This window comes from Streptomyces sp. NPDC001156, assembly GCF_053598275.1.
This window is the reverse complement of the sequence record NZ_JBSFJX010000040.1, coordinates 39,900-65,601: the sequence shown is the minus strand read 5'-3', so window position 1 is coordinate 65,601 and position 25,702 is coordinate 39,900. Positions and strand designations below refer to the sequence as shown.

Here is a 25,702-nt window from a genome sequence, read left to right as displayed (position 1 = left end):
TGAAGGACACGGCGGGCGGAAGCCAGCCCCATACCGCTGGTACCGCCGATGACGATGACCTTCTGCCCGGTGAAGTCGAGAGTGTTGCTGGACATGCGTGTACTCCTCGGTGCGTGTTCTGCGCGGGTCGCAGCGAGCCGTACGGGCCCGCGCTTGAGTTGTTTCTGGATAAGCAGATAAAAGGGGGATGTGGAAATGACGTACGCCCAGAGGTGGTGGGCGAGTGCTCATCCTGAGCGCCGGAGATTCGCTTTGTGCTTGTGATGCGCAAGCGGCATGTCGAAGGTGGCTGAGTCACCTATGAAGGGCGTGAAGCTCTGCATTCCGGACATCGGGTCGCCGGATGAGTGTCGGACGAATTGAAGAAGGTTTGGCTCGGGTGACGGCCCGGGCCTTCGGTATTAACTGGTCCCCGAATGTCCGGGAACGTCTCAGACTGTAGGGCGCTCCATGCGGCTCCGGTAGAGGATCGGGGCGAATGCGGGTATAACGGGTCGCTATACGGCAGAGGTGAGAATCGTCATCGTGAACATCGAAGCGTTGCGCTACGCCCAGGCCGTCTCCCGCACGAAGTCCTTCAGCGCCGCCGCGCGGGCTTACGGGGTGACGCAGCCGGCCCTGTCGAATGGCGTGGCACGGCTGGAGGAGGAGCTCGGCGTCAAGCTCTTCGATCGCTCACCGCGCGGAGTCAAGCCCACCGCACACGGCGCACGGATCCTGCCGCTGATCGATGACGTCCTCGACGACCTCGACACCCTTCTCGCCGAGACCCAGCGGCTGGCCCGTCCGGTCACCGAAGCGATCCGCATGGGCGTGTCACCCCTGATCGGGGCCGACCTGGTCGCCCGGACGTTCCAGGCCGCCCGTGGCCTGACGCGTCCACGCGACCTGGTCCTGCGGGAGGCAGACCTCGAGCCTCTGACCAGCGACCTCCAGGCAGGCCGCCTGGACATCGTCCTCGTTCCGGCTGTGGCGGGGATGCCCACGTTCCGGCACCGCGTCATCGCCCGCGAACCGGTGGTCGTGATCGACCCGGCCGCCTCCGGGGACGACAGCCCGGTCGAGCTCAAGGCCGTGGCCGACGCCGCCTACATCCTCGGGCCCAGTACCTGCGGACTGACCACCTTCACCACCGAACTCTTCCAAAGCGACGACCTGGCGCTGCGTACGTACCCCGGCGAAGCCGCCAGTTTCCGGGCGGTGGACGAGTGGGCGGCGATAGGCCTGGGTGCGGCACTCCTGCCCCGGTCCAAGATCACACACGAACACACGAGCTGTCGCCCCCTCCTCCAAGCGGGGAAACCCGTCGAGATCGCCTACGAGGCCGTCTGGGACTGCGACACCCCACTCGGAGCTGACCTGGAGGAATTGGTCACGGCGCTCTCCGTGGCGGGGGAGGCCCCAGCCTCGCAGGTCGGGTCCCCAACCCCGTACGCCGAGGGGTGAGGGATGAGCGAGGCCGCCACTGGACGTACGCGCCTCGGCGCAACAGCCCGAGCGACGCGGTGCCGAGCACGGAAGGATGGGACCGACCGTTCCTTCCGCATGCGCACCAGTCGCGCTCGGGGCAGACTGGCAGGGCGCCTATCGGCCGCCTCCCTGAGCTCCCAGTGCCCATGCCCGATTCCGGGCGTCCTGCAGCTTTTCGGCTGCGGCAGTTGACGGAGACGTCGACGCCATCGACTTCACAGGTGACGCATCGAGTCCCAGGTCTCCACCTGCTCCACCGATATCGCGTTCTCTCGGAATTCGATTCCATGAAGGTGAAAAGAGATGGATCTGAAGCTCGAAGCCATCGTGCTGCCCGTCTCCGACGTCGATCGGGCGAAGAACTTCTACGAGGCGGCGGGATTCCGCTTGGACGTCGACAACACGTTCAGTGACGACTACCGGTTGGTGCACTTCACGCCGCCCGGTTCCGCGTGCTCGATCCTCTTCGGCAAGGGCATGATCTCCGCCGACCCCGGCTCCGCCCAGGGGCTGTACCTCATCGTCTCGGATGTCGAACAGGCGCGCGCGGAGCTCGTCGGCCGCGGCATCGACGTGAGCGAGGTGTTCCACGACGCCGGAGGACTGCTCCACCACGGCCACGAGGCCGGAGACGCCGTCCACCGCGGCGCAGGCCAGGAGCGGATCGCCGGCCCGCACCCCGACCGCACCTCTTATGCCTCCTACGCCACCTTCAGCGACCCGGACGGCAATGGTTGGGTGCTTCAGGAGATCACTGAACGCCAGCCCGGCCGCTGACATTACGTCAGGTGGGACGGCACGGGCTGCGCACGCTCAGGGCCAACCTGCCGTGTTTGTCGGGCCCCTCCACGTTGCCCGTCCAGGTGGAGCCCGATCGCGGGCGGGTTGCGCGCAGTCGGAGAGCTGACCCACCAGCGGAAACGACGCCTCCGGGGCAGCGGAGGCGTCGTTCGATTCCCACTTTCACGGTGTCGGTCGCCCGAGTGATGCCCCCGCTCAAGCGTCCATCTAGTCTGCGCAGCCCGGGACGGCGCCGGGGGGTCGGCAGTTGTCGGGTGTGTTGCCGACGTCGGAGCTACCCACCAGGTCGACGGTGCTGCCGGGATTCTCGAAGATGCCGCCGCCTTCGAGCACCGCGCTGTTGCCCAGCACGGAGCTGCTGGTGAGGGTCGCGGTGCCCGCGCCGTTGTAGAGCCCCCCACCCCGGGAGTCGGCAGCGGTGACCTTGTTGGCCGCGAGGCTGGAGGAGTTGACGTCAAGTGTGGCGAAGTTTCGGATCCCACCGCCTTCGTCGGCCGCGCTGTTCCCGCTGATGGTGCTGGAGTTGACGGTCAGAGAGCCGGCGAGGTTGAAGACACCGCCGCCGACGTCGGCGGTGTTGTTCTGCACGCTGCTGCTGCTGATCGTCCCGGTGCCGACGTTATAGACACCGCCTCCCTCGGCTTGGGCGGAGTTGTTCCGCACGTAGCTGGACTGCAGGAGCAGGGTGCCGAGATTGTGGATGCCGCCGCCGTGGTGGGCTTCGTTACCCGACACGATGGTGGAGCGGACGGTGATGCTGCCGCCGAGGGTGTACAGGCCTCCGCCGCCCCAGTTGACGGCGTTGTTCCTGATGATGCTGCTGGCGATCGTGGTGCTGCTACCGCCGAAGGATGCGACGGCGCCGCCCTCGTGAGCGGTGTTGCCGGTCAGGATGCTGTTGTCGACGGAGAGGACGCGGCCGGCGTTGACGAGTACGGCGCCGCCGTACTCGTCACCGAGGTGTCCGTTGCGCAGGGCGACGCGGTTGAGGGTGAGCTCGCCGTCCGTGCCGCCGACCTCGAAGATGCGGAAGTTCGGGGTGAGGGGTGCGGCGGCGCGTTCGATGACGGAGTTGGAGCCGTTGATGGTGATGGGTTCGGTGATCACCGGCAGTCCGTTCGGTCCGCTGCCGCCGGTGGGAGACTCGACCTTGTCGAGGGAGTAGACGCAGTTCGGCGCCAGGTCGATGGTGCCCCCGCCCGCCAGATTGGCGGTGCCGATGGCGGCCACGAGGGCGGCTTCGTCGCAGGTGATCGGTGCGGCGTAGGCGGGGGCGGGGAGGACGGCCAGCCCGAGGGCCAGCGTGATGGCGGCGAGTGTGCCGCTGGCTTTGGGCGCGAAGTGCACGGAAGAGTCCTTACGGCCGTGGGGGAGCCTGGTTGGATCCCGCGATGAATCGGGGGATCTCCTCGCGTCCGAACGCTATGGGAGGTGTTCTACGGGGGGCCGGTTGTCCCGGCGACGGCCGAACGCCGACCCTCTGACGGCGTATCACATCTCACCCGTCTGGTGATCTTGGCGCGTGACGGCACCTCGTTGATCAAGGTCGGGAGGAGAGAGGTGCTTCACGTCAAGCACTGGGCGCCGCCCGTGACCTGCACGTGAGCCGTTCGTCAGCTCGGGGTCCGGATCCCTGAAGCAGGCGTAGAGGCGGCCGGGGGCAGGTGATGTGTGCCTGCGCCTGAGTGTCGGACTCCTCGGCCTCGGTGAGCGTCCGGCCGGGGCCGGACGGCCGGGGGTCGAGAGCGTTGTAAGAGCAGGTCAGGGCCCATCCCAAGGCGACGCCTGGCGCGCATCGTGTCGGCCATGCGCGGCTTCCGTGAAGGGTGTGACCCGGATGTGACGTACGCAAGTGGCCGGCTTCACGGGAGCGTTGGTCCTGCAACCATCTGCCGTCACCCGTGACACCTCAGCCACACAGACCGCTGAAGAGAGTGACCCCGGGCGGGGTCTGGTCGCCTGGACTCCGGGGGGAGGCCGGCGCCGTCGTGCGGGGTCAGGCTCGCCCCCTCGTGGTGGGCCTGACCCCGCACGCGAGTCGAAAGCCGGTCTGGGCGCCTCACACGTGGCAGGGCGCCCAGGCCTATGTCGCGGTGTCGCCGACCGCAGCTTCGGTCCGCCGCCCTTCCGGTCGAACCGGAGCGAGCCGGCCACATCCCTCTCGTCCCAGGCCACCAGGGCGGCGCGCTCCTGGCACACGCTCAGATCGCGCAGGCTGTGCGCGGTGCCGACGGCGGATGCCCCGACCCGTGTGCCGGGTTCGCGCCGGAGCCAGGCAGGGAACGCAGGGAGTCACCGGGCAAGGGCTGCGATCGGCTCTCGCTCAGGAGCAGAGATTTACGTGCCGGACGGCCAGGACGTGCCCCGCCGCGTCGATGAGGCGGCTGCGGGCGAGGTGTCCGCCGGCCACCGCATTGGTGATCGCCGTGGCGATCGAGGACGTTTGGGAGCTGACATTGGTCCCCAGGTCGAACATGACCATGTCGGCACCGGAGCGCAGGGCCTGGACGGCGGCAGAGGAGACGCTGAAGCCGGCGGCGGAGATCGCCTTGGCGCTGAGCGAGTCGGTGACCACCAGCCCCTTGAAGCCCAGCTTGCCGCGCAGCTCGTAGCTGATGGCGGTGGGGGACAGGCTCGCCGGATTGGTGCCCAGGCCCGGCACGATGTTGTTGGAGACCATGATCGCCGGGGCGCCGGCCTTGATGGCCGCTGTGAACGGCGGGAGGCCCACCTTCTGCAGGGTGGACCAGGGCAGGGTGCGGGCGGGGCCGAAGTCGGAGTTGTAGGTGGAGCCACCGAGGCCCGGGAAGTGCTTGACGACAGGTATCACGTGTCCGTCGCGCAACCCGTTCATGTACGCGACACCGTCCTTGGAGACCACCGAGGTGTTGCCGCTGAAGGACCGCCATCCGTCGGGGTTGGTCCGGCCGGGGGCCACGTTCCTGCCGTCGACGTCGACCACCGGTGCGAGGTCCATGTTCACCTGGGCGGCGGCCATCTTGGCGGCGACCTTGGCGACGTTCTGCTGGATCTGGGCCGGGGTCCAGTGCGCGCCCATGTACGAGGGCCAGGGCAGGTTTCCGACGAGGTTCGACATGCGCTGGATGCCGCCGCCCTCCTCGTCGGTCATCACCAGCAGGCCCAGGCGGCCGGGTACATGGGACTTCAGGGTGGTCAGCCGGGAGCCGAGGTTGGACGGCGCGTTGCTGCCGAACAGCAGCACACCACCCGCACCGGCGCTCACCTCGGAGGTGACGTCGGACACCGAGGTCTCCGACACCGGGACGGCGATGGTCAGCATGGCCAGCCGGCGGTTCGACCACGCGGTCAGCTTCGTGGTGTTGGTGCACGCGGTGGCGGTGGCGGCGAGGTCCGGAGCGAGGGACGAAGGGGAGAGGGAAGGAGCGCCGGACGGCGCGAGGGAGGAAGGCACGCCGGACGGAGCGAGAGCCGATGAAGAGTGGGAAGGTGCGGCGGGCGGGGCGAGGGACGCGTCGGGGCCACTGGGGTGCGGGGCCGCCTTGGGGGTGCCCGTGCCACAGCCCGCCAGGAGCACTGCCGCCACGGCGGCAGCGGCGCTCAGTCTGTGTGTGGTCGTGGCCCGGCCGGGGAGCCGCGGCGGCACTGTCGTGTTTCTGCGGTCACGATACGACGGGGGATTCATCGCCTGGCCTCCTTTCGGGAGGCGCGACGGTACCCGTCGCGCCCAGGGCCGTATGAGCATGAGGTGGGCTTCACGAAGCGTGAGATGCGCACCGGCCCGCATTTGTTCGCTGATCAGCGCTCGGCCTACCAGGATCGCGCCTCGCGGAGTCGGCCGGAAGCCCAGCCGATGTGAGGGGGGCCACTCAGGGCTTGCCTCGACCACGTAGGTCTGGAAAGCACCTCTGCCGTTCTTCGCCAATGCGTCGGCGGTGCGTCGCGCCCGCGAGGGCCTGTGGCGCACCGCCGGATGCGTGCGCGGCGCCGGCCCCTGGGTGGGGCCGGTCACCTACGCGCAGACGGATGGTCAGCGGTGTCGGCGGCCCCAGGAGGCGATGTCGATGGTGCGGCCGTGGTCGTTGCGCAGGATGGCGGTGTCGGAGTGGTTGTCCCACGCGTAGTGGCAGCGGTCCTGGAAGAGGTCGGTGCGGGTGTCGTGGCCGATGCCGGTGTGGACGCGGACCGTTGCGTGGGCGCCCAGGCGGTAGTGGTGGAAGGTGTAGGTGTGGTGGTCGCGGCCCGACAGCGTCCATCCGCCGAGGTTGATCGCGTGGCGGGTGGTGTTGGTGATCTCCACCCATTCGCGGTTCAGGGAGCGGTTGGAGCCGTCCTCACGGCCGGGGGAGTCGTACTGCACCCGGCTGATCCGCACGTCGGGCCGGTGCTGCGGGGCCGGGTGGCCGGCGGCGGACGCGGGCAGTGCTGCCACCCCGCCCAGAGCGGCGGTGGTGAGGACAATGGCGGCCAGACGGCGGGCAGTCGTGGAAGTGGACACAGGTCCCCCTGCATGGTGCGGGCACGCCGTGCGCGGCAAGGCCGCGCACGGACTGTGCGATGTACGGGTGCGTGGCCGGGATGGCCGCGCCCTCACACCGTGCTGCCCGGGTGCCGGAGATGTGCGTGAAACGTGAACTGTGTTACGTGATGCCCATATCCTTATGAGGCTTGCCTGCATCGTCCATTTATTCGGCGAGTGCGCCAGGTTGACGCCCTGTTGAGTCAACCTCCCTTGTCGCCTCTGGCCTGCGGCACTCGTGCGCCACGGTCCGCCACCCCGGCCTCATTCCATGCGTCACCCGAAAGTGAGTAACGGCCAGTCGGACCGTGCTGACCTGGGCGAAGGAGTCTTCCTGGCGTCCGAGGCCGGCCTGTCGGGCCCGGGGCGTGGGCGGTCAGTGAATGACGCGCAAGGTCCGATGGTCGGTACGTCCGCGGCCGTGCGGCCGACGGCAGTGGCGGGCGTCCGGTCGGTACGTCTCCGGCCATGCGGCCATCCGGCTACGCGGTCCTCGGCAGCCGGCGAGCGTCGCTCGAACCGGCCGTCAATTCACTGGCCGCAGGCGCATCCCGCCGCTGCCGTGTCCCCGGTGGCCTGGCTGGTGCAGCAGCCGTCACCCGTGGCCGCGGGATCGGCGCTCTTGCCGAGGGTGTCGGCGTCGCCCTTGACGACGTAGACCTCCCAGGGCTCCTGGCCGGGGCCGTGGACCCACACCTTGTCCTGCAGGGCGTAGCAGCAGGAGGTGTCGTTCTCCTCGAAGGTCGCGAGTCCTGCGTCTTTTAGGCGACCGGTGGCCGCGTTGACCTGCTCGGTGGACTCGACCTCGACGCCGAGGTGGTCCAGGCGGGTCTCCTGGCCGGGCTCGCCCTCGATCAGGACGAGCTTGAGCGGGGGCTCGGCGATGGCGAAGTTGGCGTAGCCCTCGCGCCGCTTGGTGGGCTCGGTGTCGAAGAGCTTCGAGTAGAAGGTGATCGACGCTTCGAGGTCGCTGACACGCAGGGCGAGCTGAGCACGGGACATGGCAGGGCTCCCATCGGCTTGCATTGATGTATGTCGATGCAAGCTTGTGGCTTGAATCGAAGGATGTCAACATAGACGTATGTCGAAGCAAGAGCTTGTGGTGCTCGGGCAGAGCGATGAGGCCGGCGCGTGCTGCCCGGGGCTGACGACCGCGCCCCTGGACGAGGACCAGGCCGCCGAGCTGGCGAAGTTGTTCAAGGCACTGGGCGACCCCGTACGGCTTCGTCTGATGTCGTTGATCGCCTCACGGGCGGGCGGCGAGGTCTGCGTGTGTGACCTGACCCCGGCCTTCGACCTGTCCCAGCCGACGATCTCGCATCACCTGAAGCTGCTGCGTCAGGCGGGTCTGATCGACTGCGAGCGCCGGGGTACTTGGGTCTACTACTGGGCGCTGCCCGCCACGCTCGACCGGCTCGCCGTGTTCCTCAAGACGTCGCAGGCGGCCGAGGTGAGCGCGTGAGCGTCTCGCTCGGACGTAGGGCCCTCGCCGAGGGCGTGGGGTCGGCCGCCCTGGTCGCGGTGGTCGTCGGCTCCGGGATTCAAGCCACCGGACTGACCCGCGACGTCGGTCTGCAACTGCTGGCCAACTCACTGGCCACGGTTTTCGGGCTGGGCGTGCTCATCGTGCTGCTCGGGCCCGTCTCCGGCGCCCATTTCAACCCGGTCGTCACGCTCGCGGCCTGGTTCACCGACCGCCGTAGCGAGGGCGGGCTGACCGTACGGGACGTGGTCGCGTACGTTCCGGCGCAGATCGCGGGAGCGGTCGCCGGTGCCGTCGTGGCTGACGCGATGTTCGGCAAGCCGCTCGTGCGGTGGTCCAGCCATGAGCGCTTCGCCGGTCACCTGTGGCTGGGCGAGGTCGTCGCGACCGCCGGACTCGTCCTGCTGATCTTCGGGCTGGCCCGTACCGGTCGCGCCCGCTTCGGCCCCGTCGCGGTGGCCGCCTACATCGGCGCGGCGTACTGGTTCACGTCCTCCACCTCGTTCGCCAACCCGGCGGTCACCATCGGCCGGGCCTTCACCGACACCTTCGCCGGCATCGCCCCCGGCTCGCTCGGCCCCTTCATTGCCGCGCAACTGCTCGGCGCCGCGCTGGGCCTGGGGCTGGTGATCGCGTTGTTCGGACGTCCGGCACCCGAGCAGACCAGCACCGCCCCACTCCAGGGCGAACCCGGACTCGCTGCCCCCACACTCCCCTGACCCGCCTCCGCCCAGAAAGACACCCCGCCATGAACACTCCCGCCGCCAAGCGCCCGTCCGTGCTGTTCGTCTGCGTCCACAACGCCGGGCGCTCCCAGATGGCCGCCGCGTTCCTCACTCACCTCGCGGGCGACCGCGTTCAGGTGCGCTCCGCCGGGTCCGCGCCTGCCGACACGGTCAACCCGGCCGTCGTCCGAGCGATGTCGGAGGTGGGCGTCGACATCTCGGCCGAGGTGCCCAAGGTGCTGACCGTTGAGGCCGTCCAGGCGTCCGACGTGGTCATCACGATGGGCTGCGGCGACACCTGCCCGGTCTTCGCCGGCAAGCGCTACCTCGACTGGGAGCTCCCCGACCCGGCCGGACAGGGCGTCGAAGCCGTCCGCCCCATTCGCGACGAGATCGAGAAGCGTGTCCGCGGCCTCCTCGACGAGATCGCCCCAGCGGAGTGAGCGTGAGGCCGACAAGCGGAGTTCGCATCGTGGCCATGGGCCTCGAACACGCCGATGAGGTTCTGGCGATCTACCAACTCGGCATCGGCGAGGGCAACGCCACCTTCGAGACCACCGCGCCCACCTGGGAGCACTTCGACGCCGCCAAGCTGCCACAGCACCGGCACGTCGCCGTCGACGAGGCGGGCAAGGTACTGGGCTGGGTCGCTGCCGTGCCGGTGTCCGACCGATGCGCGTATGCCGGCGTCGTCGAACACTCGGTGTACGTGCACCCCGACGCCCGGGGCCGGGGAGTCGGTTCGGCACTCCTGCGGGCGCTGATCGGCTCGACCGAGGCGGCGGGCGTCTGGACGATCCAGTCCGGCATCTTCCCCGAGAACACCAGCAGCCTCGCCCTGCACCAGAAGGCGGGATTCCGCGTCATCGGGACACGCGAACGCATCGGACAGCACCACGGCACATGGCGAGACGTCACCCTCGTCGAACGCCGCAGCCCTGTCATCGCATGACCCGTGACACGAATCTGCGCGGGCTGGCGCTGCTGCTCGCGACCGGGGCGCTGAGCTCCTGAGCGAGCGATCCCAGACCATGGGTGGTAACAGGCGTTACATTTTATGGTGTGTCGAATACTGGAGCCGTCAGTCGCTGGCTTGTCCTCCTGATCAAAGTGGCCGCTGAGCCGTCCCGGCACCGGGTCGCGGTCTGGCGCGAGCTGCGGAAGGTCGGCGCGCTCTCCCTGGGCCAGGGCGTGTGGGCCGTACCGGACGTGCCCGTCTTCGCGGACGGCGTCTCCCGGGTGATCGCCCTGACCGAACAGGCCGACGGCCAGGCGGTGACCCTCACCGCCTCCGGGCGCGGTCCTGAGGACGCCGCGCGCCTCCAGGCGCAGTTCACCGCCGCCCGGTCCGCGGACTGGGCGGAGTTCCTGGCCGACTGCGGGAAGTACGAGGCGGAGCTGGCGAAGGAGATCCGCATCGCGAAGTTCACCCTCGCCGAACTCGAAGAGGAAGAGCAGTCCCTCGAGCGGCTGCGACGCTGGCACCGCGATCTGACGGCCCGCGACGTGTTCGGCGCCCCGGACGCGGCGCAGGCCGGCAGACGGCTCAAGGAGTGCGCCGCAGCCTGCGAGGACTACGCGGAACGCGTGTTCGCGGCCCTGCACCAAGCGCCGGAGGAGACCCTGTGAGCCGGGCGGAGCCGGTGCGCCCGGCACCCGGTCGGCAGACATGGCCGCTGTACGGGGCCGGGTTCACGACCGCCTTTGGTGCACACGGCATCGCCGCGAGTCTGGGCGGCTTCTCGGAGGACGCGGTCACCTCGCTGATGGTGTTGGGCGGGCTCCTCGCCCTGTACGACGGTGCCGAAGTCCTCCTCAAGCCGGTGTTCGGCACACTCGCAGACCGCATCGGCGCCCGCCCCGTGCTGCTCGGCGGGCTCATAGCCTTCTCGGCCGCCTCCGGCCTGTACGTCGTCGCCGACAGCCCCGGCTGGCTCTGGGCGGCCCGCCTCGGCCAGGGCGCAGCGGCCTCCGCGTTCTCCCCGTCGGCCTCCGCACTGGTGGCCCGGCTCAACCCGGCGGCCAAGCACGGCCGGGCCTTCGGCAGTTACGGCTTCTACAAGTCCATCGGCTACACCCTCGGCCCACTGCTCGGCGGTGTCCTTGTCTGGGCGGGCGGTCTGCGGCTGCTGTTCGCCGTACTGGCCGTGCTCGGCGCGGCGGTCGCCGCCTGGGCCGCACTCGCCGTACCCGTCGTCCCCCCGTTGCCGAAGGTCCGGCAGACCGTGCTGGACCTGGCCCGGCGCGTGGCCGACCCCGCCTTCCTCGCCCCGACCTCCGCGCTGGCCGCCGCGACCGCGGCCCTGTCGGTGGGCGTGGGCTTCCTGCCTGTCTCCGGCAGGGCGGCCGGGCTGGGCACCGTCGCCACGGGAGCCGCCGTGTCCGTGCTCGCCGCTTGCGCGGCCGTCGTACAGCCAAGGGCCGGGCGCGCCCTCGACGAGGGACATCTCACCACCCGTTCCGGCATGGTCGCCGGGCTGCTGGTCACCGCTGCCGGGCTGGCCTGCGCCACACTGCCCGGTGTGGCCGGAGTCCTGCTGGGCGCGGCTCTGACCGGCGCCGGAACCGGCCTGATCACCCCGCTGGGCTTCGCCGCGCTGGCCGCGAGCACCCCCACGGAACGTCTCGGCCAGACCATGGGCGCCGCCGAGCTCGGCCGTGAACTCGGGGATGCGGGCGGTCCCCTCCTTGTCGCGGCCGTCGCTTCGGCCGCCACCCTCGCCTACGGTTACGCGGCGCTCGTGGTTCTGCTGTCGGCGGGGGCCGTCGTCCTGTCGGCCAGGGCACCCAGGGGCGCGAGCACGTAGAGCCGGCGGGTTGGCCCATCAGCGCACGGCGGGCCGGGCCCGCGAGGAGGGGGCCCTGGCCCGGCGTGCGCGTCCTGGCGAGTCCCTTCACCCCAGCAGCCCCGCAGCTCCGTCAGCCGTGCCTGCTCAGTCGGCTGCGCCCTCAGACCCGAATCCGAGGGCCGAATCCCGTGGCCGCCATCCGCGGCTGACGGCGTGTAGACCGTCCCCCGAAACCGGCTCTGGTGTTCACGCCGCATGGCTTCCCCTGATCGGGTGTGGGGCGCCCGGTGGTACGGGTACATGTTGGGCGTGGCCGGAAGCGTGGCGTCCGTTCTCGCTCTGCCGGGCCGGATCCCGGCTCGGACAGTGCCCCCGGACCAGGTGCGCACAGCCGTGGCGGCCGTGGCTCGCGCCGGGGGCCGGGGGGCGTGGTTCCTGGTCAGGGCCGTCGGCGGGGCGACGGTCGGAGTGACCAAGGCGGGTCTGCACACCGCCGAGGGCGCGGGGCGCATCGTCACGTCGGCAGCCCGGCACAGGGTCTTCAGGGCCATGGGGGCGCCCGCGAGCGCCGCGCGGGTCGGGCATGCGCTGGTCGACCTTCATCCGCGGCGGCACACCCGTAGCGTCTGGACCGGTCACGGGCGTGCGCACATCGAGGTGCGGGGGCTTGCGCACGGCGGTCACCTGCAGGAGCGGTTGGCCAAGGCGGTGACCCGGTCGCTGCGAAGCCTGGAGGGGGTGCGATGGGCCGAGATCAACGCCGTGACCGGTGAGGTACTGCTGGCGTTCGACGAGAGACGCGTGGGCATCGACCGGATCCTGGCCACCATCAGGGCGGCCGAGCAGGCCCATGGCGTGCAGGACGCGGACTTCCCCTGGGCGCAGCCGGTCACCCCGGGCGACGACGTGCCGGTCGCGGCCGTGGCGACCGAGTTGCTGGTCGACTGCGTCGCGGTGTGCGCCGGAGCCGCCCAGCGGATCTTGCGTCTGCCACCGCTGCCCCGGGCCGTGCCCACGCTGGTCGCCGCGCTGGAACTCGAACGGGCACTGCGCAGGCCGTTGATGCGGCGGATCGGGCCGCCCCAGGCCGATCTGCTGCTGTCGCTGGTCAGCGCCGTCGTCAACGGGCTGTGCGATGGCGTCGCCATGCCGGCCGTCGACACGGCGAGCCGGATGCTGCTCCTCGGCGAGGTCCGCGCACGGCGCGAGGTGTGGGAGCGGCGCGAGAAGGATCTGTGCCCCGGCCCGGACTGCGTACCGCACACCCGGCCGGCCCGGCACCTGCGCGCCAGGTCCCGGCCGTCCGGACCCGTCGGGACATGGGAGGCGCGGCTGGAGGCGTTCGCCCCGCTCACCGCCGCCGCCGTGCTGGTCCTGACGCGCAGTCCGGCGCGGGCGGCGAACGCGCTGCTCGCCGCTGTGCCGCGAGCCGCCCGCTATGGGCGGGAGGGCTTCGCGTCGGCGGTCGGACGCGGACTGGCGAAACGCGGTGTCGTACCGCTGGACCCGACCGCACTGCGCCTGCTCGACCGGGTCTCAGCCGTCGTGATCGACTCGGCCGTCCTGGTGAACCACCGGCAGGAACAGCAGGGCGGCCGGATCGATCCGCTGGCCGTGCCGGTGCTGGCCGCGGCACGGGCCACCGGAGCGCACGTGGTACTGACCGACGACGACCGCATCCGCGCACTGCTCTCCCTCGCCGACCAGGTCGTCGGCAGAGGCGAACGTCTCGCCGACCGAGTGTGCGAGCTCCGGGATCTTGGCGAGGGCGTCCTGGTCGTCTCGGGTACGGACGCCGAGGCGCTGGCCGCCGCGGACATCGCGGTAGGGGTGCCCGGCGCACCGGGCGTCGAGGCGTCCTGGTCGGCGGACCTGGTCTGCGTGGACGGTCTGGCCGACGCCTGGTGCGTCCTGCGCGCGGTGACCGCGGCCCGCACGGTGTCCCGGGGCGCCGTCCAGTTGTCGCTGGCGGGATCCGTGGTGGGGATTCTTCTCGCGGTCGTCGGACGCAGGCGCGGCATGTTCCACGCCCTCACCCCCGTCCACATGGCGAGCCTGCTCGCTCTGCTCTGGGCCGTCGTGGCCGCCCGTCGTGTCACCCGCGGCGGGCCCGCGCTCGCTCCTTGGTCATCCGCGATGCACGCGGGCATGGAAGCGGCCGGCGGCGACGTCGAACAGCCCAGGCCGCCACGGGCCACGTCCTCAAGCCGGCAGCGGTCGCCCTGAGTGCCGTACCGAGTCCGGCACCACGCCCGTACCCCGACGCCGGTACCACTGGCGCGCACCGGGGCGGGACGGCACTGAGCCGCAAGAAGGCGGCGGAGGAGCACACTTGCGAGAGGCGGCCCGGTCATGGCCCGTCTTCGCTCGTCTTCGCGTCGTACCACCGGGAGCCCGATCCATGGGTCGTATCGACTATCTGCACGATCCCGAAGCCCCGCCCGCCAACTCCGTCGTCCCCTCGGTCGTGGCCTTCGTGCGGGACCGCGCCGGTCGCGTGCTGATGGTTCAGCGGTCGGACAACGGCCGGTGGGCGCTGCCCGGTGGTGGGCACGACATCGGCGAGTACATCGGGGACACCGTCGTCCGCGAGGTGCGTGAGGAGACCGGCATCGAGGTGGAGGTCCTCGGACTCTCCGGGATCTACACGGACCCCGGGCACGTGATGCGGTACGACGATGGGGAGGTCCGCCAGCAGTTCAGCATCTGCTTCCGGGCGCGCCCGGTCGGCGGACGGCTCCGCACCAGTTCCGAGACGACCCAGGTCCGCTGGGTCGAACCCACGGACCTCGGCGGATTGGACGTGCACCCCACCATGCGGCTGCGGATCGAACACGCCATGGACGACACCCGGGTGGACCCCTACATCGGCTGACACCTCGTCGGCGCCGTCCGCACACTGACTCCTGCTCGGGCCGGACCGTCGGTTCTGCACCGCATTGCCGCGTTCTCGTACGCTGAGGCCATGTCGTCCCGCCGCAGGAACTGCCCCGAGTGCCGTCGGGAAATCGCCGTCGTCGCGGGGCGGTTCGCGCGGCACGACCCGCCGGGGGCGCGGGCAAGCGGGGGGCTCGTCTCCTGTCCCGGGTCGCGTCGGCTCGCGCAGACCGACGCCGCGCAACCCGCGCTCGACGGGTACGCCGTACCCGAATTCCCCGGTCAGCTCCCTCTCTTCTGAAGGGCGCTTCTCAACTCCGCGGTGTCCCGGAGGCTTTGGTCCGGGACCGGGCTCCGGTCAGTTGCCCGCCACCGACTTCACCGCCACGGACACCGGTGTCGAACCGCCGATGAGTTCCAGGGTCAGACCCGCCGTCGCCGGTGTGTCGACGAGTTCCGCGAGGACCGTCGCCACGTCGTCGCGCGGGACCGAGCCTCGGCCGGTGTGCGCCTCCAGGCGGACGAGACCGGTGCCGGGGTCGTCCGTCAGTGCGCCGGGGCGCAGGATCGTCCAGTCAAGGGACTTGTGGGCGCGTACGTAGGCGTCGGCCTCGCCCTTCGTGCGCAGATACACGTCGAAGACCTCGTCGCCCGGGTGCTCCGGATCCGCGCCCATCGACGAGACCACGACGAAGCGGCGTACGCCGGTGCGTTCCGCGGCGTCCGCGAACTTGATCGCCGCATCCCGGTCCACGGTGTACTTGCGGTCCACTCCGCTGCCGGGGCCCGCGCCCGCCGCGAAGACCGCCGCGTCGGCTCCCTCCAGGTGCGCGGCGATCTCCTCGACCGACGCCGACTCCAGGTCGCACACGATCGGTTCGGCACCCGCCGCCCTCAGATCGTCGGCCTGCTCCGCGCGGCGGATGATCCCCGCGGCCTCTTCTCCGCGCGCGGCGAGCAACCGCTCCAGCCGCAGCGCGATCTGACCATGCCCACCAGCGATGACAATGCGCATGTTTCCGACCGTACGCCGCGAGGGACGCCTTTGCCGCGCGACTTCACCCACGGCTCCGATTCCACCGGCGCACACCGGCCATTCGCGTGCGCCCTCTCGCACGCCGTCCGGTCACGGCTGAGCCCGTCCCTGCCGGGGCAGGTCCAGAGCCACCGCCGCGGAGGTGGAGTACTCACGTACCGCGCTCGTCCGAGCCACCACGCGCCCCTGGTGCACGACGATGCGGCTGTACGCGAGCGACAGCGCACTCGCCAGCCGGTCACCGCGTACGGCGAGCAGTTCCGCGGGGAAGCCCGCCTCCACGCGCACCTCGGGCAGCCCGAGAGCGGCCCGTGCCGAGGCGCTCACCGTGTCGTAGGCGTCTTCGGGGGACAGCCCGTACCGGGACGCCAGCAGGTACGCGGCCTCCAGCGGGTCCCCGCGCCCCACCGGGTTCGACACGTCCCTGAGCGCTCCGCTGCCGGCCGCGACCCGCACCCCTGCCGACCGCAGCAGCCGTACCGGGGCCGTGCCGCGTCCTTCGACCGCTCCGCAGCCGCCCTGCGGCAGGCAGACCACCGTCACCCCGGCGGCGGCGAGGCGCTCCGCGACACGGGCCGCCGCTGCCGCCGGCAGACGCCCGAGACCGCCGCACGGGCTCAGCGTCACTCCGGACCGCAGGCCTCCCGCCATCGCCGTGAGCCGCGCCAGACGTGCCGGATCACCGGCGTCCGTGTGCACGTCGACCGGGCAGCCGAACTCGGAGGCCAGTTCCAGGACCAGCTCCGCGTACCCCGCCGGATCGGGGTCCGTGTCCGGGCAGCCGCCCACCACCGAGGCGCCCATCTTCATGGCGTCGCGCAGCATCGCGAGCCCGTCCGCACCGGCGACCCCGGTCAGCACCTGCGGCATCGCCACCGCCGTGAGCTCGGCGAGTCCGCACAGTGAACGCCGCGTCCTCAGGACCGCCGTGAGCGCGTCGAGACCCTGTGCGTCCCCGATGCGCACATGCGAGCGCAGAGCCGTCGCACCGTGCCCGAGCTGGAGCAACGCGGCCTCGGTGGTACGACGCTGGACGTCGTCGGGCTGGAAGGACACCGGTTCGTCGACGTCTGCGGACAGGGCCGTGTCGCCGTGGGCGTGCGGCTCGGCGGGGGCCGGCAGCAGCAGATAGCCGCGCAGGTCGACACGGGTACCGGCCGATGCCGTGGCCAGGCTCCCGGCGGTGCCCACGGCCTCGATGCGTCCGTTCTTCAGCCGCACGTCCACGGTCCGGCCGTCCGTGAGCCGGGCCCCGCACAGCAGCAGGGCCGCCGGGCCCGCCGGGGCCGACGGCGAGGACGAGAGGCGGGGCGGCTGCGGTCGGCTGTCGGGCATCGCGTTCCTGTGGTTCGCCGGCGGCTGCGCACCAGGGACAAGATCACGCAGCCGAGGTCGAGCCTAGGGTGACCACCCGGCCGCAGCGGGGAGGAGCGCAATAGTCGTATCGGTGTGGCTTTCCAGGCCGACGACTGCGCTACGGCCCTGTATGCGTGCGGAGTCCCGCCGCTGCTGGATTACGGGAAGGCCGACGCTGTCACCCCTGTGGCCGCAGTGGCGGACGGGTTCGCTGCCGCAGCGCGGACGGAAACGGCTCTCCGGCGGCCGGCCGGGCCGCCGGGCTTGAGGCGGGTGAGGGGCGTGGGGACACCTGCGGTGAAGCCTGGGAACAGGCCGGGCGGGTGCCGCGAAACGGATTTGGGCGAACGGTAGGCGACCGTGTAATGTCTTCATCGCTCGCCCCAATAGCTCAGTCGGCAGAGCGTCTCCATGGTAAGGAGAAGGTCAACGGTTCGATTCCGTTTTGGGGCTCTGATGTGAGAGGTTCCCGCCGCGAGGCGGGGCCCGATCGCATCGAAGCGGTGTAGCTCAGTCGGTAGAGCAAGCGGCTCATAATCGCTGTGTCACCGGTTCAAGTCCGGTCACCGCTACTGACAGTAGCCGATTGTGGGGTCGGTCCTTCGATCGGCTACTCTTTCCTGCGTTTACATATCGTCCAACCGTTCGTCAAGGAGCACTCACGTGGCTGCCACCGACGTCCGCCCGAAGATCACGCTGGCCTGCGTGGAGTGCAAGGAGCGGAACTACATCACCAAGAAGAACCGGCGTAACAACCCGGATCGTCTTGAACTGAAGAAGCACTGCCCGCGTTGCAACTCGCACACCGCGCACCGCGAGACGCGATAACGAAGGCTCGTACGCGAGGCCGTCCCCAGCAACCAGGGGGGCGGCCTCGCGGCGTTGGCTGGTGCGCCCGAGGGCCCGTGGGGCCTCGGCGAAGCGGACGGTGAGACACGACGGGCCTGCCGGTTCACTGCGCGGCTCGGTCGGATCTAGGTCCACTTGTGAGTCGGTCGGCCGGGCGCGCCTGGGTCCACTGCGCCGGCTGTCGAGGCGGCGGCCCTCGGTACGTGCGGCCCCATCCCCGAGTGGCCGGCTGCGCGACGCCCGCCCCGGACAGGGCGCGACCGGCCACCTAGTCGATCCGGAAACGGCCGGACGCGACGACCGGATGGGATGACCAGACCGGACGGCCGGGCGGGACGGGCGGCAGGAAGGTGACGGTCCCACCGGCGTGCGGCTCGACCGAGCAAGATGGGTCCGGGCGGCCAGAGGCCGGTTATGTCACACCACGCAGACGGATTCGGCCATACCGGCCGATTCAAGACGAAGAATCGGTCACGTCGACCGGAACCGCACTCATCGGCCGCCCCGGCCGACAGCAGAATCGGTCGATGGATCCAGAATCGGTCCCACCGGCCGAACACGGAGCCGACCGTGCAATGGGGCAGCGGCTTCCGGCGAGACCGGATCCGAGGAACTACCAGGAGGTGTCCGAGTCCATGGCGCTCGACCAGTCCTTCGTGGGGCGGTCCTACCCGCCCACCGACCCGTACGAGGTCGGCCGGGAGAAGATCCGCGAGTTCGCGCAGGCGATCGGGGACGCCAACCCGGCCTACACCGACCGGGAGGCCGCCAAGGCGCTCGGCCACCCCGACGTGATCGCCCCGCCGACCTTCGTCTTCGCGATCACCTTCAAGGCCGCGAGCCAGGTCACCGAGGACCCCAAGCTCGGCTTGGACTACAGCCGCGTCGTGCACGGCGACCAGCGGTTCAGCTACATCCGCCCGGTCCGGGCCGGCGACCGGCTGAGCGTCACCTCGACCATCGAGTCGATCAAGTCCCTGGCCGGCAACGACGTCCTGGACATCCGCGGTGACGTCCACGACGAGGCAGGCGAGCACGTGGTGACCGCGTGGACGAAGCTCGTGGCCCGGGCGCCGGAAGAGGAGGCATGACGCCGATGACCGCGAAGATCGCTTACGACGCCGTCGAGGTCGGCACCGAACTGCCGGCCCAGTCGTTCCCCGTCACGCGTGCCACGCTCGTGCGGTACGCGGGTGCCTCCGGTGACTTCAACCCGATCCACTGGAACGAGAAGTTCGCCAAGGAGGTGGGCCTGCCGGACGTCATCGCGCACGGCATGTTCACCATGGCCGAGGCGATCCGCGTGGTGACCGACTGGGTCGGCGACCCGGGGGCCGTGGTCGAGTACGGCGTCCGCTTCACCAAGCCCGTCGTGGTCCCCAACGACGACGAGGGCGCCCTGATCGAGGTCAGCGGCAAGGTGGCGGCCAAACTCGACGACCACACCGTCCGCGTCGACCTGACGGCGACCAGCGCCGGCCAGAAGGTGCTGGGCATGTCACGAGCGGTCGTACGGCTGGCCTGACCGAAGGTTCGGCGAGTGGCAGCCCCGCCCCGGGCCGGGGCTGCCACTCCGGCGATCGGCGGCCCGTGCGGTACGGGATCGCCACTCCGCCGATCCGGGTCCTGTCCCGTACGGGATCGGCGACCCGCCGCTCCCGGCCCGACGCGCTGGATCACCGCCGCCGGCTCGCTCCGGGTGACGACGTATGGCCCCGCCGGTCCCGGCGGGGCCGTACTCATGGGGTGCGGGGCTGCGGGCGCCGTCTCGTAGTCTTGGCGCGTGCAGGAACTCCATGACGCCCCGCTCGCCCCGCTGACCACCTTCCGGCTGGGCGGTCCCGCGACCCGTCTGCTCACCGCCACCACCGACGCCGAGGTGATCGCCGCCGTCCAGGAGGCCGACGACTCCGGTACGCGGCTTCTGCTGATCGGCGGCGGATCCAACCTGGTCGTCGGTGACAAGGGCTTCGACGGCACCGCGCTGCGCATCGCGACGAAGGGCTTCCGGCTCGACGGTACGGCGCTGGAGCTGGCGGCAGGCGAGGTGTGGAGCGACGCGGTCGCCCGCACCGTGGAGGCCGGGCTCGCCGGCGTGGAGTGCCTCGCCGGAATCCCCGGCTCCGCGGGCGCCACCCCGATCCAGAACGTGGGCGCGTACGGCCAGGAGGTCTCCTCGACGATCACCGAGGTGATCGCGTACGACCGCAGGACGCGCGAGACGGTGACGATCCCGAACGCGGAGTGCGCGTTCTCGTACCGCCACAGCCGCTTCAAGTCGGACCCGGAGCGTTTCGTCGTGCTCCGCGTCCGCCTCGAGCTGGAGGACGCGGAGGGACTCTCCGCCCCGATGCGGTACGCCGAGACGGCCCGCGCCCTCGGTGTCGAGGCGGGCGACCGGGTGCCGCTGGCCGCCGCCCGCGAGACCGTCCTGAAGCTGCGCGCAGGAAAAGGCATGGTGCTGGACCCGGAGGACCACGACACCTGGTCGGCGGGCTCCTTCTTCACCAACCCGATCCTCACGGACGAGGAGTTCGCCGCGTTCCTGTCGCGTGTGCAAGAGCGGCTGGGCGCGGAGGTGGCGCCGCCCGCGTACGCGGCGGGGGAGGGCCACACCAAGACCTCGGCCGCCTGGCTGATCGACAAGGCGGGCTTCACCAAGGGATACGGCAGCGGACGCGCCCGAATCTCCACCAAGCACACCCTGGCCCTCACCAACCGCGGGGGCGCCACCACCGAGGACCTGCTCGCCCTGGCCCGTGAGGTCGTCGCCGGTGTTCGCGAGGCCTTCGGGATCACGCTGGTCAACGAGCCGGTCACGGTGGGCGTGAGTCTCTGAGCCGCCCGGGGTGGGCGCTAGTAGGCCACGCCCACCCCCTGCTTCACCGTTCCCGGGTCACCGACCATGGTCAGCATCGCGTGGGCGACATCCGCCCGGCCGATGAAGCGGCCCCTGCGCGGGAAGCCGCCGACGACCGTGCGGTACGTGCCGGTGAGCGGCTTGTCCTGCAGGCGTGGCGGGCGGACGACCGTCCAGTCCGTGGCGCTGCGGGCCAGCTCCGCCTCCATCTCCCTCAGGTCGTCGTAGACGTCCTTGAGCAGTGCCGAGATCAGGCTGCGAGCGGCGCGGTCCAGCATTCCGTCGCCCTCGGACTCGGGACCGACCGGGCCGGCGGTGACCACGAGCAGCCGGCGTACTCCCTCGGTCTCCATGGCCCTCAGGACCGTACGGGTGAGCCGGGTGGCGACTCCCGCGTCCTTGCGGCTGCGCGCGCCGAGGCCGGACAGGACGGCGTCCCGGCCGGCGACGGCGGGGCGGACCGCCTCCGGAGCGGTCAGGTCGGCGCGGAACACCTCCAGGTTCGTCCCGGTCACGGTCAGCCGGGCCGGGTCCCGGACCACCGCCGTGACCTCGTGTCCTGCGACCAGCGCCTGCCGGACGATCTCCTGACCGATACCTCCGGTGGCACCGAAAACGGCGAGCTTCATGGGTACTCCAGTACGCCGGGTGAGAAAGGGGCGAGAGGGGGACAGCTAGTGGGTGAGTATTCACTCACCCACTCCTGCTCTAGGGTGGGTAAGCACTCACCCACCCGTCAAGGCCCGGGGAACGTCCATGGAATCCTTGGTGCCCATGCAACAGATGCAGCCGAAGCCGACCCGTGCCCGCATCCTCGACGCGGCCCACGAGCTGATGCACACCGTCGGACTGGCACGGGCCACCACCAAGGAGATCGCCAAGGCGGCCGGCTGCTCCGAGGCGGCGCTGTACAAGTACTTCGCCGGCAAGGAGGAACTGTTCATCGAGGTCCTGCACGAGCGCCTGCCGCGACTCACGCCGCTGCTGCGCAGCCTCGTCGCCGAGCCGGGGCAGCGCACCGTGGAGGAGAACCTCACCGAGATCGTCCGCCAGGCGGCCCTGTTCTACGAGCAGAGCTTTCCGATCGCCGCCTCGCTGTACGCGGAGACACAGCTCAAACGGCGGCACGACGAGGCGATGCGGGAGTTGGGGGCGGGGCCGCACGTGCCCATCGAGGGACTCGACGCCTACCTCAGGGCCGAGCAGGCCGCCGGGCGGGTCCGCGCCGACGCCGACACCTTCGCCGCCGCGTCCCTGCTCCTTGGCGCCTGTGCGCAGCGGGCGTTCGCCTACGACGCGACGGAGACCGGCGTCAGGCCGCCTGTGGACGACTTCGCGCGCCGGCTCGCGCGGACCGTGCTGGGCGGGATCTCCGTCGCCGGGGGCCCGGCCTGACGGTGACGCGTACATGAGACCGCTTCGCTGACCACTCGCACCTGGCGGACCGGCACCGCCGCGCGTCGCGCACGATTCCGCCTTGCTGACCACCCCCACGGAGAAGCCCGGCACCGTCCGCGACGCCGCGCAGGAAGCCGCCCTGCTGACCGCCAGCGCTGAGGGGATGGCACACCGTCCGCGACGCCGCGCACCAGGTCACCTGTTGACCACCCACAACGAGGGGGACCGGCCCGTCCTCCTGCCGGAGCGCGACACGCGCGGACGTCCGGGACGACCCGGATCGTCATCACGTCCACTCCGCCTGCCCGACGGACGTCCTCCGGCCGCGAGCTGGCCCGGTCCGGCACCCGGCACACCCACGCGCGCCGCCCCGGCGTCCCGAGCTGCCTCAGGCCGTACCCGCAGGCCCGGGCCCGATGCGAGTGACCGGGCCGCTCAGCCAAGCGTCCACGCCTTCCAGGAGCTTCGCCTTCGTGTCCTGCGGGGCCGCCGAGGCTCGTACCGACTGCCGGGCCAGCTCGGCCAGCTCCTCGTCCGTGAAACCGTGGTGGCGGCGGGCGATCTCGTACTGGGCGGCGAGCCGGGAGCCGAACAGCAGCGGGTCGTCGGCGCCCAGGGCCATCGAGACGCCCGCGTCGAACAGAGTGCGCAGGGGGACGTCCTCGGGCTTCGGGTAGACGCCCAGCGCGACGTTCGACGCCGGACACACCTCGCACGTCACGCCCCGGTCCGCCAGACGCTTCAGCAGACGCGGGTCCTCAGCCGCGCGCACGCCGTGGCCCACCCGGTCGGCATGCAGGTCGTCCAGGCAGTCGCGGACCGACGAGGGGCCGGTCAGTTCGCCGCCGTGCGGAGCGGACAGCAGGCCGCCGTGCCGGGCGATCGCGAACGCCCGGTCGAAGTCCCGGGCCATGCCCCGGCGCTCGTCGTTCGAGAGGCCGAAGCCCACCACACCGCGGTCCTGGAACCGCACCGCGAGCCGCGCCAGCGTGCGTGCGTCCAACGGGTGCTTCATCCGGTTGGCGGCGACCAGGACGCGCATCCCGAGGCCCGTCTCCCGCATCGCGGCGGAGACGGCGTCCAGGATGATCTCCAGCGCGGGGATCAGACCGCCGAGGCGCGGCGCGTACGACGTCGGGTCGACCTGGATCTCCAGCCAGCCCGAGCCGTCCCTGAGGTCCTCCTCCGCCGCTTCCCGTACCAGCCGCTGGATGTCCTCCGGCTGCCTCAGGCACGAGCGCGCCGCGTCGTACAGCCGCTGGAAACGGAACCAGCCCCGCTCGTCCGTCGCCCGCAGCTTGGGCGGCTCCCCGCTGACCAGCGCCTCGGTCAGGACCTCGGGCAGCCGGACACCGTATTTGTCGGCGAGCTCCAGCAGGGTGGAGGGCCGCATCGACCCGGTGAAGTGCAGGTGGAGGTGGGCTTTCGGCAGCTCAGAGACATCCCGTACGTGCTCCATCCCAAGATCCTGCCGTACGCCCTCGCCGGACCGGTAGCGCTTTCCTCTTTAGTGGTCTTGCTCGTACGGAAGAACGAGGCGGCCGCCCCCCGGATCCGGGGAGACGGCCGCCTGGGTGACCGGGGGAGCTGGACGTCAGTCCCGTGCCTCGCCGAGCAGCTTCTGGAGCCGGCTGACGCCCTCGACCAGGTCCTCGTCACCGAGGGCGTACGACAGCCGCAGATAGCCGGGGGTGCCGAAGGCCTCGCCCGGAACGACGGCGACCTCGGCCTCGTCCAGGATCAGCGCGGCCAGCTCGACGCTGTTCTGCGGGCGCTTGCCGCGGATCTGCTTGCCGAGCAGTGCCTTCACCGACGGGTACGCGTAGAAGGCGCCCTCGGGCTCGGGGCAGACCACGCCGTCGATCTCGTTGAGCATCCGCACGATGGTCCTGCGGCGCCGGTCGAAGGCCTCGCGCATCTTCGCGACCGCCTCGAGGCCGCCCGAGACGGCGGCAAGCGCCGCCACCTGCGCGACGTTCGACACATTGGACGTCGCGTGCGACTGCAGGTTCGTCGCCGCCTTGATCACGTCCTTCGGGCCGATCATCCAGCCCACGCGCCAGCCCGTCATGGCGTACGTCTTGGCGACGCCGTTGACCACGATGCACTTGTCGCGCAGTTCGGGCAGGAGGGCGGGCAGGGACACGGAGACCGCGTCGCCGTAGACGAGGTGCTCGTAGATCTCGTCCGTCAGCACCCACAGGCCGTGCTCCACGGCCCAGCGCCCGATGGCCTCGGTCTCGGCCTCGGTGTACACCGCGCCGGTCGGGTTGGACGGGGACACGAACAGGAGGACCTTCGTCTTCTCCGTGCGGGCCGCCTCCAGCTGCTCGACGGAGACGCGGTAACCGGTCGTCTCGTCGGCGACGACGTCCACCGGGACGCCGCCGGCCAGCCGGATCGACTCCGGGTACGTGGTCCAGTACGGCGCGGGGACGATCACCTCGTCGCCCGGGTCGAGGATCGCGGCGAAGGCCTCGTAGACGGCCTGCTTGCCGCCGTTGGTGACGAGGACCTGGGAGGCGTCCACCTCGTAGCCGGAGTCGCGCAGCGTCTTCGCGGCGATCGCGGCCTTCAGTTCGGGCAGACCGCCCGCCGGGGTGTACCGGTGGTACTTGGGGTTCTTGCAGGCCTCGGCGGCCGCCTCGACGATGTTGTCCGGCGTCGGGAAGTCGGGCTCACCTGCGCCGAAGCCGATCACCGGGCGCCCGGCGGCCTTGAGGGCCTTGGCCTTGGCGTCCACGGCGAGGGTGGCGGACTCGGTGATCGCGCCGACTCGGGCGGAGACCCGGCGCTCGGTGGGAGGGGTTGCAGCGCTCATGCGATCCATGGTTTCAGACAGGGAACGCGCCCGGCACGCGGGTTTCACAGACTGAGCCGGACCGGACCGGCAACTGAACATCCGTGCGGATCCGGGGGAGGCTCCGGGCCGATCTTTCACCGGCAAAGCCCGTACGGGCACTTTCTGTTCGACGCCCGGCCGCGGACCACGTACACTCTCACCTCGTTGGCCTCCAGCGGCAGCGATCTCGCGGGTGCACACCGAGCACCCGGTCGGATGCGGTACGTTGGGGTACACAACAAAGGGTCGTAGCTCAATTGGTAGAGCACTGGTCTCCAAAACCAGCGGTTGGGGGTTCAAGTCCCTCCGGCCCTGCTACACACTCCTACCAGGCAGTGTGCGCACAGTACATTTGTATTGCACTCGCCGTGCGGCTCCACCGGGCGCGGCACGGTCACGACCCGGGAATTCAGGTGAGGACGAGTGACGGACGCCGTGGGCTCCATCGACATGCCTGACGCCCAGGATGAGGTGCAGGAGTCGACGAAGAAGACCCGCAAGGGCGGCAAGCGAGGCAAGAAGGGCCCGCTGAAGCGCCTTGCCATCTTCTATCGCCAGATCGTCGCTGAGCTGCGCAAGGTCGTCTGGCCGTCGCGGAACCAGCTGACGTCGTACACCACCGTGGTGATCTTCTTCGTCGCGATCATGATTGCCCTGGTGACTTTGATTGACTATGGGCTCAGCCACGCCGCCAAGTACGTCTTCGGCTGAGCCGAGA

26 protein-coding genes and 3 tRNA genes are annotated in these 25,702 nt (G+C 70.7%); 20 read left to right on the top strand and 9 right to left on the bottom strand.

The window, feature by feature from the left end; translation table 11 throughout:
• The first annotated feature begins 525 nt into the window (after nt 1-525).
• Nucleotides 526-1,446 (top strand): LysR family transcriptional regulator, encoded by a 921-nt coding sequence (locus tag ACWDA7_RS20810; protein ID WP_450605712.1) that lies wholly within the window; start codon nt 526-528, stop codon nt 1,444-1,446.
• A gap of 327 nt (nt 1,447-1,773) precedes the next feature.
• The gene (locus ACWDA7_RS20805; protein ID WP_450605711.1) at nt 1,774-2,247 is read left to right on the top strand and encodes a VOC family protein; all 474 of its coding nucleotides are present in this window, start codon (nt 1,774-1,776) and stop codon (nt 2,245-2,247) included.
• 231 nt (nt 2,248-2,478) lie between these two features.
• Here the strand turns inward: ACWDA7_RS20805 and ACWDA7_RS20800 are convergent, their stop codons facing one another.
• The 4 genes from ACWDA7_RS20800 to ACWDA7_RS20785 form a co-directional block, all read right to left on the bottom strand.
• Nucleotides 2,479-3,618 (bottom strand): hypothetical protein, encoded by a 1,140-nt coding sequence (locus ACWDA7_RS20800; protein ID WP_450605710.1) that lies wholly within the window; start codon nt 3,616-3,618, stop codon nt 2,479-2,481.
• 976 nt (nt 3,619-4,594) lie between these two features.
• On the bottom strand, nt 4,595-5,836 hold the full coding sequence (locus ACWDA7_RS20795; protein WP_450605709.1) for a glycoside hydrolase family 3 N-terminal domain-containing protein: 1,242 nt from the start codon (nt 5,834-5,836) through the stop codon (nt 4,595-4,597).
• Nucleotides 5,837-6,280: 444 nt separating this feature from the next.
• Entirely contained in the window at nt 6,281-6,748 is a 468-nt protein-coding gene (locus ACWDA7_RS20790; protein ID WP_450605708.1) for a lamin tail domain-containing protein, read from the bottom strand.
• A gap of 552 nt (nt 6,749-7,300) precedes the next feature.
• Nucleotides 7,301-7,771: an ArsI/CadI family heavy metal resistance metalloenzyme gene (locus ACWDA7_RS20785; protein WP_450605707.1), complete on the bottom strand. Its 471-nt coding sequence runs from the start codon at nt 7,769-7,771 to the stop codon at nt 7,301-7,303.
• Nucleotides 7,772-7,850: 79 nt separating this feature from the next.
• Here ACWDA7_RS20785 and ACWDA7_RS20780 point away from each other — a divergent pair, with 79 nt between their 5' ends.
• The 9 genes from ACWDA7_RS20780 (at nt 7,851) to ACWDA7_RS20740 (ending at nt 14,944) form a co-directional block, all read left to right on the top strand.
• Nucleotides 7,851-8,231 carry an ArsR/SmtB family transcription factor gene (locus ACWDA7_RS20780; RefSeq protein WP_450605706.1) on the top strand — a complete coding sequence of 127 codons (381 nt, stop codon included), beginning with the start codon at nt 7,851-7,853 and terminating at the stop codon, nt 8,229-8,231.
• The gene (locus ACWDA7_RS20775; RefSeq protein ID WP_450605705.1) at nt 8,228-8,971 is read left to right on the top strand and encodes an aquaporin; all 744 of its coding nucleotides are present in this window, start codon (nt 8,228-8,230) and stop codon (nt 8,969-8,971) included. The genes ACWDA7_RS20780 and ACWDA7_RS20775 overlap by 4 nt, the downstream gene beginning before the upstream one ends.
• Before the next feature lie 29 nt (nt 8,972-9,000).
• The gene (locus ACWDA7_RS20770; RefSeq protein ID WP_450605704.1) at nt 9,001-9,420 is read left to right on the top strand and encodes an arsenate reductase ArsC; all 420 of its coding nucleotides are present in this window, start codon (nt 9,001-9,003) and stop codon (nt 9,418-9,420) included.
• Between the two features lie 35 nt (nt 9,421-9,455).
• Nucleotides 9,456-9,929: an N-acetyltransferase family protein gene (locus ACWDA7_RS20765; protein WP_450605714.1), complete on the top strand. Its 474-nt coding sequence runs from the start codon at nt 9,456-9,458 to the stop codon at nt 9,927-9,929.
• Between the two features lie 110 nt (nt 9,930-10,039).
• The gene (locus ACWDA7_RS20760) at nt 10,040-10,606 is read left to right on the top strand and encodes a Chromate resistance protein ChrB (RefSeq protein ID WP_450605703.1); all 567 of its coding nucleotides are present in this window, start codon (nt 10,040-10,042) and stop codon (nt 10,604-10,606) included.
• Nucleotides 10,603-11,784 carry an MFS transporter gene (locus ACWDA7_RS20755; RefSeq protein ID WP_450605702.1) on the top strand — a complete coding sequence of 394 codons (1,182 nt, stop codon included), beginning with the start codon at nt 10,603-10,605 and terminating at the stop codon, nt 11,782-11,784. Before ACWDA7_RS20760 ends, ACWDA7_RS20755 begins: the two co-directional genes overlap by 4 nt.
• Nucleotides 11,785-12,021: 237 nt before the next feature.
• Entirely contained in the window at nt 12,022-13,992 is a 1,971-nt protein-coding gene (locus ACWDA7_RS20750; protein WP_450605701.1) for a hypothetical protein, read from the top strand.
• A 175-nt stretch (nt 13,993-14,167) separates the two neighbouring features.
• Nucleotides 14,168-14,641 carry an NUDIX domain-containing protein gene (locus ACWDA7_RS20745; protein ID WP_450605700.1) on the top strand — a complete coding sequence of 158 codons (474 nt, stop codon included), beginning with the start codon at nt 14,168-14,170 and terminating at the stop codon, nt 14,639-14,641.
• Between the two features lie 90 nt (nt 14,642-14,731).
• Nucleotides 14,732-14,944, top strand: coding sequence for a hypothetical protein (locus tag ACWDA7_RS20740; RefSeq protein WP_450605699.1), 213 nt, complete (start codon nt 14,732-14,734; stop codon nt 14,942-14,944).
• A gap of 57 nt (nt 14,945-15,001) precedes the next feature.
• Here ACWDA7_RS20740 and ACWDA7_RS20735 read toward each other — a convergent pair whose 3' ends face one another.
• Complete coding sequence (locus ACWDA7_RS20735) at nt 15,002-15,658, bottom strand: SDR family oxidoreductase (RefSeq protein ID WP_450605698.1); 657 nt, start codon at nt 15,656-15,658, stop codon at nt 15,002-15,004.
• A 111-nt stretch (nt 15,659-15,769) separates the two neighbouring features.
• Nucleotides 15,770-17,014 carry an amidohydrolase family protein gene (locus ACWDA7_RS20730; RefSeq protein WP_450605697.1) on the bottom strand — a complete coding sequence of 415 codons (1,245 nt, stop codon included), beginning with the start codon at nt 17,012-17,014 and terminating at the stop codon, nt 15,770-15,772.
• A 401-nt stretch (nt 17,015-17,415) separates the two neighbouring features.
• Here ACWDA7_RS20730 and ACWDA7_RS20725 point away from each other — a divergent pair.
• The 6 genes from ACWDA7_RS20725 to ACWDA7_RS20700 all read left to right on the top strand — a co-directional run bounded on the left by ACWDA7_RS20725 (nt 17,416) and on the right by ACWDA7_RS20700 (nt 20,723).
• Nucleotides 17,416-17,488 (top strand) — tRNA-Thr (locus ACWDA7_RS20725).
• Nucleotides 17,489-17,534: 46 nt separating this feature from the next.
• Nucleotides 17,535-17,607 (top strand) — tRNA-Met (locus ACWDA7_RS20720).
• 91 nt (nt 17,608-17,698) lie between these two features.
• Entirely contained in the window at nt 17,699-17,863 is a 165-nt protein-coding gene (gene rpmG / locus ACWDA7_RS20715) for a 50S ribosomal protein L33 (RefSeq protein ID WP_030798911.1), read from the top strand.
• A 656-nt stretch (nt 17,864-18,519) separates the two neighbouring features.
• Nucleotides 18,520-18,975 carry a MaoC family dehydratase N-terminal domain-containing protein gene (locus ACWDA7_RS20710; RefSeq protein WP_359396378.1) on the top strand — a complete coding sequence of 152 codons (456 nt, stop codon included), beginning with the start codon at nt 18,520-18,522 and terminating at the stop codon, nt 18,973-18,975.
• Nucleotides 18,976-18,980: 5 nt separating this feature from the next.
• Nucleotides 18,981-19,409, top strand: coding sequence for a MaoC family dehydratase (locus ACWDA7_RS20705; protein ID WP_432931433.1), 429 nt, complete (start codon nt 18,981-18,983; stop codon nt 19,407-19,409).
• Between the two features lie 258 nt (nt 19,410-19,667).
• Nucleotides 19,668-20,723 (top strand): UDP-N-acetylmuramate dehydrogenase, encoded by a 1,056-nt coding sequence (locus ACWDA7_RS20700; protein WP_450605696.1) that lies wholly within the window; start codon nt 19,668-19,670, stop codon nt 20,721-20,723.
• 17 nt (nt 20,724-20,740) lie between these two features.
• On the opposite strand, the gene ACWDA7_RS20695 is transcribed toward ACWDA7_RS20700, so the two are convergent.
• The gene (locus tag ACWDA7_RS20695; protein WP_450605695.1) at nt 20,741-21,373 is read right to left on the bottom strand and encodes an NAD(P)-dependent oxidoreductase; all 633 of its coding nucleotides are present in this window, start codon (nt 21,371-21,373) and stop codon (nt 20,741-20,743) included.
• A 154-nt stretch (nt 21,374-21,527) separates the two neighbouring features.
• On the opposite strand from ACWDA7_RS20695, the gene ACWDA7_RS20690 reads away from it, so the two are divergent.
• Nucleotides 21,528-22,139, top strand: coding sequence for a TetR/AcrR family transcriptional regulator (locus ACWDA7_RS20690; RefSeq protein WP_450605713.1), 612 nt, complete (start codon nt 21,528-21,530; stop codon nt 22,137-22,139).
• Between the two features lie 391 nt (nt 22,140-22,530).
• Here the strand turns inward: ACWDA7_RS20690 and ACWDA7_RS20685 are convergent, their stop codons facing one another.
• The gene (locus ACWDA7_RS20685) at nt 22,531-23,601 is read right to left on the bottom strand and encodes an adenosine deaminase (RefSeq protein ID WP_450605694.1); all 1,071 of its coding nucleotides are present in this window, start codon (nt 23,599-23,601) and stop codon (nt 22,531-22,533) included.
• Between the two features lie 135 nt (nt 23,602-23,736).
• Nucleotides 23,737-24,963: a pyridoxal phosphate-dependent aminotransferase gene (locus ACWDA7_RS20680; RefSeq protein ID WP_450605693.1), complete on the bottom strand. Its 1,227-nt coding sequence runs from the start codon at nt 24,961-24,963 to the stop codon at nt 23,737-23,739.
• Nucleotides 24,964-25,226: 263 nt separating this feature from the next.
• Between ACWDA7_RS20680 and ACWDA7_RS20675 the strand changes: the two genes are divergently transcribed.
• Nucleotides 25,227-25,299: transfer RNA gene (locus ACWDA7_RS20675), tRNA-Trp, on the top strand.
• Between the two features lie 108 nt (nt 25,300-25,407).
• Complete coding sequence (secE, locus tag ACWDA7_RS20670; protein WP_450605692.1) at nt 25,408-25,695, top strand: preprotein translocase subunit SecE; 288 nt, start codon at nt 25,408-25,410, stop codon at nt 25,693-25,695.
• Nucleotides 25,696-25,702 lie beyond the last annotated feature (7 nt).